We start from the raw sequence: 6,294 nt of genomic DNA on the forward strand, positions 1-6,294 counted from the left end.
GCCGAGGGTGCCGGCGGCCAGGGCCAGACCGCCCGCCACCAGCAGGACCTTGCGGCGGCGGGGCTTGCGATGGCGGCCCCGGGGGCGCGGTCCGGGCGGCGCCGGTGTGCCTCGTGCCGGTTCGGCCGGTGTCCTGGTCGTCATCGCGATCCCTCCCCCCGCGGACGCGCCCCCGCGCGCGTCGCAGTGGAGCGCACGTTAGGCGCTCCCTCCCTCGGGGTGGCCGGAGTCGAGCGGATGTCACTCGAACGGGTGGGCGGGGCGTGACGGGGGAACCGGCGGCACTCCCTTTTGCGGGCGGGCTCCGGCTGCGATGATCGGGGCGGACCATTGTTAACCCGCGTTAACCGGAGGGCGTCATGAGTGAGGAACGGTTCGGGAAGTTCGTGCTGGTGCGGCGGCACGAGCAGGGGCATGTCGCGGAGCTCGTCCTCGACCGGCCGAAGGCCATGAACGCCGTCTCGACCGGGATGGCGCGGTCCGTCGCCGAGGCGTGCGCGGCGCTGGGGGCCGACCGCGAGGTGCGCGTGGTGGTGCTGACCTCCTCGCACGAGCGCGCGTTCTGCGTCGGCGCCGACCTCAAGGAGCGCAACTCCTTCAGCGACGCCGACCTGGTGCGCCAGCGTCCGGTCGCGCGGGGCGCGTACACCGGCGTGCTGGAGCTTCCGGTGCCCACGGTGGCCGCGGTGCACGGCTTCGCCCTGGGGGGCGGCTTCGAGCTGGCCCTGTCCTGCGACGTGATCGTGGCCGACGGCACGGCGGTGCTGGGGCTGCCCGAGGTGTCCGTGGGGGTGATCCCGGGCGGTGGCGGCACGCAGCTGCTGCCCCGGCGCGTGGGGGCCGCGCGGGCCGCCGAGCTGATCTTCACGGCGCGCCGGGTGGAGGCCGCCGAGGCGCGTGAGCTGGGGCTCGTCGACGTGCTGGTGGACGAGGGCAGGGACCGGGAGGAGGCCCTGGCGATGGCGGCCCGGATCGCGGGCAACTCGCCGGTCGGCCTGCGCGCGGCCAAGCGGGCGCTGCGGCTCGGCCACGGGCTGGACCTGCCCGCCGGTCTCGAGGTGGAGGACGCGGCCTGGCGGTCGGTGGCCTTCTCGGGCGACCGCGCGGAGGGCGTCGCCGCCTTCAACGAGAAGCGCCGGCCGAACTGGCCCGGGGAGTAGGCGCACCCGGTGACCTGTGCCGATCCGTGCCGAATGATCCCCATTCGCGTCGAAAATCTCCCGATTCGGCGTGAATCTCCCTAGCCTGGGGGGATGGGTGAGGACAGCCGGCTGGCGGACGTGGTGACGCTGGCCCAGGGCATGGCCGCCGCGCACAGCTCGCGGGAGGCGTGGTGGGCCGCGGCCTGCGGGGCCTGCCGTGCCCTCGGCGGGAGCTTCGCCGCCCTGTCGGTGTGGGAGCGGGAGCTCGGCCGGCTGCGGGTCCTGGTCAACGTCGGGGAGCTCGCCGAGGGGGAGGAGGAGTTCCCGGAGGACGAGTCCTACCCGGTGCACCAGTTCGCGGAGATCACCGAGTTCCTGCACGAGCGGTGGGCCGGCGGCGGGGAGCCGGACGCCTGGGTGGAGACCGCCGAGGGGGCGGCGGAGGGGCGGCCCGGCTACTGCCACCAGCGGGTCGCCGCGCTGCGCCGGCGCGGGCGCGGCTGCTGCGTGGTCGCGCCGATCGTGCTGCACGGCAGGGCCTGGGGGGAGCTGTACGTGGCCCGCCCCGTCGGGGCGCCCGTGTTCGCCCGGGACGACGCCGACTTCGCGACCGTGCTGGCGGCGGTGGTGGCCGCCGGGATCGCCCAGACCGAGCGGCTGGAGGAGGCGCGGCGGCTGGCGTACACCGACGCGCTCACCGGTCTGGCCAACCGGCGGGCCGTGGACGGGCGGCTCGACGAGGCGATCGAGCGGCACCGCCGGGACGGTGCCGTGGTGAGCCTGGTGGTGTGCGACGTGAACGGCCTCAAGCGCGTCAACGACACCCTGGGGCACGCCGTCGGCGACCGCCTGCTGGAACGATTCGGCACCGTGCTGTCGCTGTGCGGTGCGATGCTCCCCGGGGCCCTGGCGGCGCGGCTCGGCGGGGACGAGTTCTGCCTGCTCGCGGTGGGCCCGTCCGCGGACGAGGTGGTCAAGGCGGCCGACGAGGTCTGCCGCCGGGCGGCGGAGCTGGGCATCGGCGACGGAGTGTCCTGCGGGGTGGCCTCCACCGAGGACCCCATCGGGCCGGTGCGGTCCGCCCGGCGGCTGTTCCGGCTGGCCGACGCCGCGCAGTACCGGGCCAAGGCCGAGCGGGCGGCCCACCCCGTGGTGGCCGGCCGGGAGGGGCCCGACGACCCCGTCGTGCGGCTCGCGGACGAGCCGTCCGGCCCGTCCGACGGGGAGCGGCGCAGGTTCCGGGGCCGGCACTCCCCGCAGGGCGGAGGGTACGAGGACGGCGGCTACGCGGACGGCGGGTAAGGGGCGGACGCGGATTCCAGGGGTGACATCACGGAATTCACTGCGTACGCTCCTGAATATGGATATGCACACTGTGGTGGTGGGCCCCTCCGGAGTGACGGAGTCGGACGTGCTCGCCGTGGCGCGCGGCGGGGCCCGCGTCGAGCTGTCCGCGGAGGCAGTGGCCGCCCTCGCCGCCTCCCGGGAGATCGTGGACGCCCTGGCCGCCAAGCCCGACCCCGTCTACGGCGTGAGCACCGGCTTCGGCGCCCTGGCGACCCGGCACATCAGCCCGGAACTGCGCGGGCGGCTGCAGCGCAACATCGTCCGGTCCCACGCGGCCGGGATGGGGCCGCGGGTGGAGCGCGAGGTCGTGCGCGCCCTGATGTTCCTCCGGCTCAAGACCCTGTGCTCCGGCCGCACCGGCGTACGCCCCGAGGTCGCGCAGACCATGGCCGACGTCCTCAACGCCGGGATCACCCCCGTCGTGCACGAGTACGGCTCCCTGGGCTGCTCCGGCGACCTCGCCCCGCTGTCCCACTGCGCCCTCGCGCTCATGGGCGAGGGTGACGCCGAGGGCCCCGACGGCACCGTGCGGCCCGCCGGCGAACTCCTCGCCGAACACGGCATCCGCGCCGTCGAACTGCGCGAGAAGGAAGGGCTCGCCCTCCTCAACGGCACCGACGGCATGCTGGGCATGCTGTTCATGGCGCTCGCCGACCTCGACACCCTCTACAAGTCCGCCGACGTCACCGCCGCGCTCACCCTGGAGGCCCTGCTCGGCACCGACAAGGTGCTCGCCCCCGAGCTGCACGCCATCCGCCCGCACCCGGGGCAGGCCGCCAGCGCCGCCAACATGCTGGCCGTCCTGCGGGATTCGGGGCTGACGGGACATCACCAGGACGACGCGCCCCGCGTCCAGGACGCCTACTCCGTGCGCTGCGCCCCGCAGGTCGCCGGGGCCGGACGGGACACCCTGGCCCACGCCCGGCTGGTCGCGGAACGCGAACTCGCCGCCGCCATCGACAATCCGGTCGTGCTGCCCGAGGACACCTCCGGCGGAGCGCGGGTGGAGTCCAACGGCAACTTCCACGGCGCCCCGGTCGCCTACGTCCTGGACTTCCTCGCCATCGCCGCCGCCGACCTGGGCTCCATCGCCGAGCGGCGCACCGACCGGCTGCTGGACAAGAACCGCAGCCACGGACTGCCGCCCTTCCTGGCCGACGACGCCGGGGTCGACTCCGGGCTGATGATCGCCCAGTACACGCAGGCCGCCCTGGTCAGCGAGTTGAAGCGGCTCGCCGTGCCGGCCTCCGCCGACTCCATCCCGTCCTCCGCGATGCAGGAGGACCACGTGTCCATGGGCTGGTCGGCGGCCCGCAAGCTGCGCACGTCCGTCGACAACCTCACGCGGATCCTCGCCGTCGAACTCTACGCGGCCGCGCGGGCGGTGGAACTGCGCGAGGGCCTCACCCCGGCGCCCGCCACGCGCGCGGTCCTCGACGCCCTGCGCCGGGCGGGCGTGGCGGGGCCGGGACCCGACCGGTACCTCGCCCCCGACCTGGAGGCGGCCGACGCCTTCGTCCGGGACGGGCGCCTGGTCGAGGCCGTGGAGAAGGTCACCGGCCCGCTGCGCTGAACGGACCGTCAGGTGCGTGCCGGGCGGGCCCCGTCACGCACCGTGCGCCCTCACAACCCCAGGCGCTCCCGGCGCACCGAGTACACGACGAAACCGGCGCCGAGGGCGAGACAGGCGCTGCCGCCGACGAGGTACGGGGTGCTGTCGAAGCTGCCCGTGTCGGCCAGCCGGGCCCCCTCGGCGGAGCGGTCCAAGGACGCGTTGGTGGCGCCGGACGCCACTCTCGCCTGCTCGGTGACCTGGGGGGACGGGACGGCCGTGGTCAGGCCGCCCCCGGGGGCGTCCGACGTCGCGTTGGCGGACGGGACGAACCAGAGAGCGCACAGCAGCGTGCCCGCAGCGGTGGCGGTCAGCAACGGACGGAGAGCGGATGACACGGAATATCGATCCCCTTGCAACGCTGGCTAATTGGCCGTGTGGTGCGATGTTAGTGAAAGGCGCGGGTCACAGGAAAGTCACGGGCGCCGGGCACCGTACGCTCCGGGCATGAATCAACCGGAGACATCACGGTTTGTGCGGCTTCGCGTCGAGCTCGTCCTCGAGGTCGAGGACGAGCGGGCCGTCACCGAGGCCGCGCTGGCCGGCATCGCCGCCGACGCCGGCCTGCCGTCGGCGGAACGGGTCCACGCCGAGCGCGCTGTGACCGAGGACACGGCCGAGGCCCTCGCCCATCTCGTGGACCCGTTCGCCCTGGTCGGTGAGGTGGCGGGCCTCGAACTGCACCAGGCGTCCTGGAGCAGCGAGCGCATCGACTACGACCCCGAGGCGCCCGACTGGGACCTCGAAGAGGATGATGGCGACGCGTCCTTCGACGACGACGCCTACGACGACCCGTACGACGACACCGACCCGTACGACGACACCGGCCCGGACGAGGACGGCGTGGACGGCTTCGGCGCGGACGGGGACGACACGCACGTGCACGACAGCGAGGCGGGTTACGGCGACTTCGACGAGGAGAGCGGGGTACGCGGAGTGGGCGCGGCCGGCTGAGCCGGACCGCTCCGGAAATTTCGTCACCCCGGCCGGCAACCGCCGGCCGGGGTCACGGCGTCTCACGCCAAGCGCCGGCCGGCGCCCGCACCGCCCGCAGAGGCGGACGTGGTGTGTCCCACATCCGTGGGCCGGAGGGAACGGGAACAACCGGTCGTAGCGTTGGAATGGTTGGCGGGACCTCCAGGCCATGCCCGGGGGCACCGCGGGGTTTGGGGAAGCGGCGACGATGGAGAAGCGTGTGATGACGGACGGTAAGCGGCGCAAGGGTCTCATGGCCGCGTCCGCTCTGCTCGGCGGAGTGATGGTGCTCTCGGCGTGTTCCGGCGGTGGCGACAGCGACGGGGACAAGGGCAACGACACCTCGCAGGCACAGGTCGACGAGGCAGCGGCCAAGAAGTCGTCCGAGGCCCAGATCAAGATCACGCCCAAGGACGGCACCGACAACGCCTCCATCAACAACTCCGCCGCCGTCGCCGTCGCCAAGGGCACGCTCACCGAGGTGAAGATGACGACCGCCGACGGCAAGGCCGTCGAGGGACAGATATCCGCGGACAAGAAGTCCTGGAAGCCCACCGGCCAGCTGGAGCGGGCCACCACCTACAAGCTGACCGCGACCGCCGAGGACTCCAAGGGCCGCGCGGCGCACGAGAACGCCTCGTTCACCACCGTCTCGCCGGCCAACAGCTTCATCGGCAACTTCACCCCGGACGACGGCACCACGGTGGGTGTCGGCATGCCGGTGTCCATCAACTTCGACAAGGCGATCACCAACAAGGCCGATGTCCAGAAGGGCATCACCGTCTCCACCGACAGCGGCCAGGAGGTCGCCTGTCACTGGTTCAACGCCAACCGCATGGACTGCCGTCCCGAGGACTACTGGAAGGGCGGCTCCACGGTCACCCTGAAGCTGGAGCTCGACGGCGTCGAGGGTGCCGAGGGCGTCTACGGCGTTCAGCAGAAGACGGTCACCTTCAAGATCGGACGCAACCAGGTCTCCTACGTCGACGCGAAGACCAAGCAGATGAAGGTCACGCGGGACGGCAAGACCGTCCGGACCATCCCGATCTCCGCCGGTTCGCCCGAGAACAAGACGTACGAGGGCCAGATGGTGATCTCCGAGAAGTTCAAGGAGACCCGGATGAACGGCGCGACCGTCGGCTTCACCGACGACGACGGCAAGGGCGAGTACGACATCAAGGACGTGCCGCACGCCATGCGCCTGAGCACCTCCGGCAC

At 73.0% G+C, this 6,294-nt stretch carries 6 protein-coding genes; 5 read left to right on the forward strand and 1 reads right to left on the reverse strand.

Annotated elements, in window-relative coordinates; genetic code table 11:
• The first annotated feature begins 359 nt into the window (after positions 1–359).
• From G3I53_RS09060 to hutH, 3 genes are all read left to right on the forward strand, one after another.
• The gene (locus G3I53_RS09060) at positions 360–1,160 is read left to right on the forward strand and encodes an enoyl-CoA hydratase-related protein (protein WP_164334564.1); all 801 of its coding nucleotides are present in this window, start codon (positions 360–362) and stop codon (positions 1,158–1,160) included.
• Positions 1,161–1,253: 93 nt separating this feature from the next.
• Positions 1,254–2,444, forward strand: coding sequence for a GGDEF domain-containing protein (locus G3I53_RS09065; RefSeq protein WP_164438208.1), 1,191 nt, complete (start codon positions 1,254–1,256; stop codon positions 2,442–2,444).
• Positions 2,445–2,508: 64 nt separating this feature from the next.
• The gene (gene hutH / locus G3I53_RS09070) at positions 2,509–4,062 is read left to right on the forward strand and encodes a histidine ammonia-lyase (protein ID WP_164333292.1); all 1,554 of its coding nucleotides are present in this window, start codon (positions 2,509–2,511) and stop codon (positions 4,060–4,062) included.
• A 50-nt stretch (positions 4,063–4,112) separates the two neighbouring features.
• Here hutH and G3I53_RS09075 read toward each other — a convergent pair whose 3' ends face one another.
• Positions 4,113–4,439 carry an LAETG motif-containing sortase-dependent surface protein gene (locus tag G3I53_RS09075; RefSeq protein ID WP_343239607.1) on the reverse strand — a complete coding sequence of 109 codons (327 nt, stop codon included), beginning with the start codon at positions 4,437–4,439 and terminating at the stop codon, positions 4,113–4,115.
• A 136-nt stretch (positions 4,440–4,575) separates the two neighbouring features.
• Between G3I53_RS09075 and G3I53_RS33720 the strand changes: the two genes are divergently transcribed.
• Positions 4,576–5,055, forward strand: coding sequence for a hypothetical protein (locus tag G3I53_RS33720; protein WP_343240580.1), 480 nt, complete (start codon positions 4,576–4,578; stop codon positions 5,053–5,055).
• A 244-nt stretch (positions 5,056–5,299) separates the two neighbouring features.
• Positions 5,300–6,294: Ig-like domain-containing protein (locus G3I53_RS09090; RefSeq protein WP_164438209.1), on the forward strand; the 995-nt coding region annotated here is incomplete at its 3' end.

Source organism: Streptomyces sp. SID14436, assembly GCF_010548465.1.
In the GTDB taxonomy this organism is placed as follows: Bacteria; Actinomycetota; Actinomycetes; order Streptomycetales; family Streptomycetaceae; genus Streptomyces.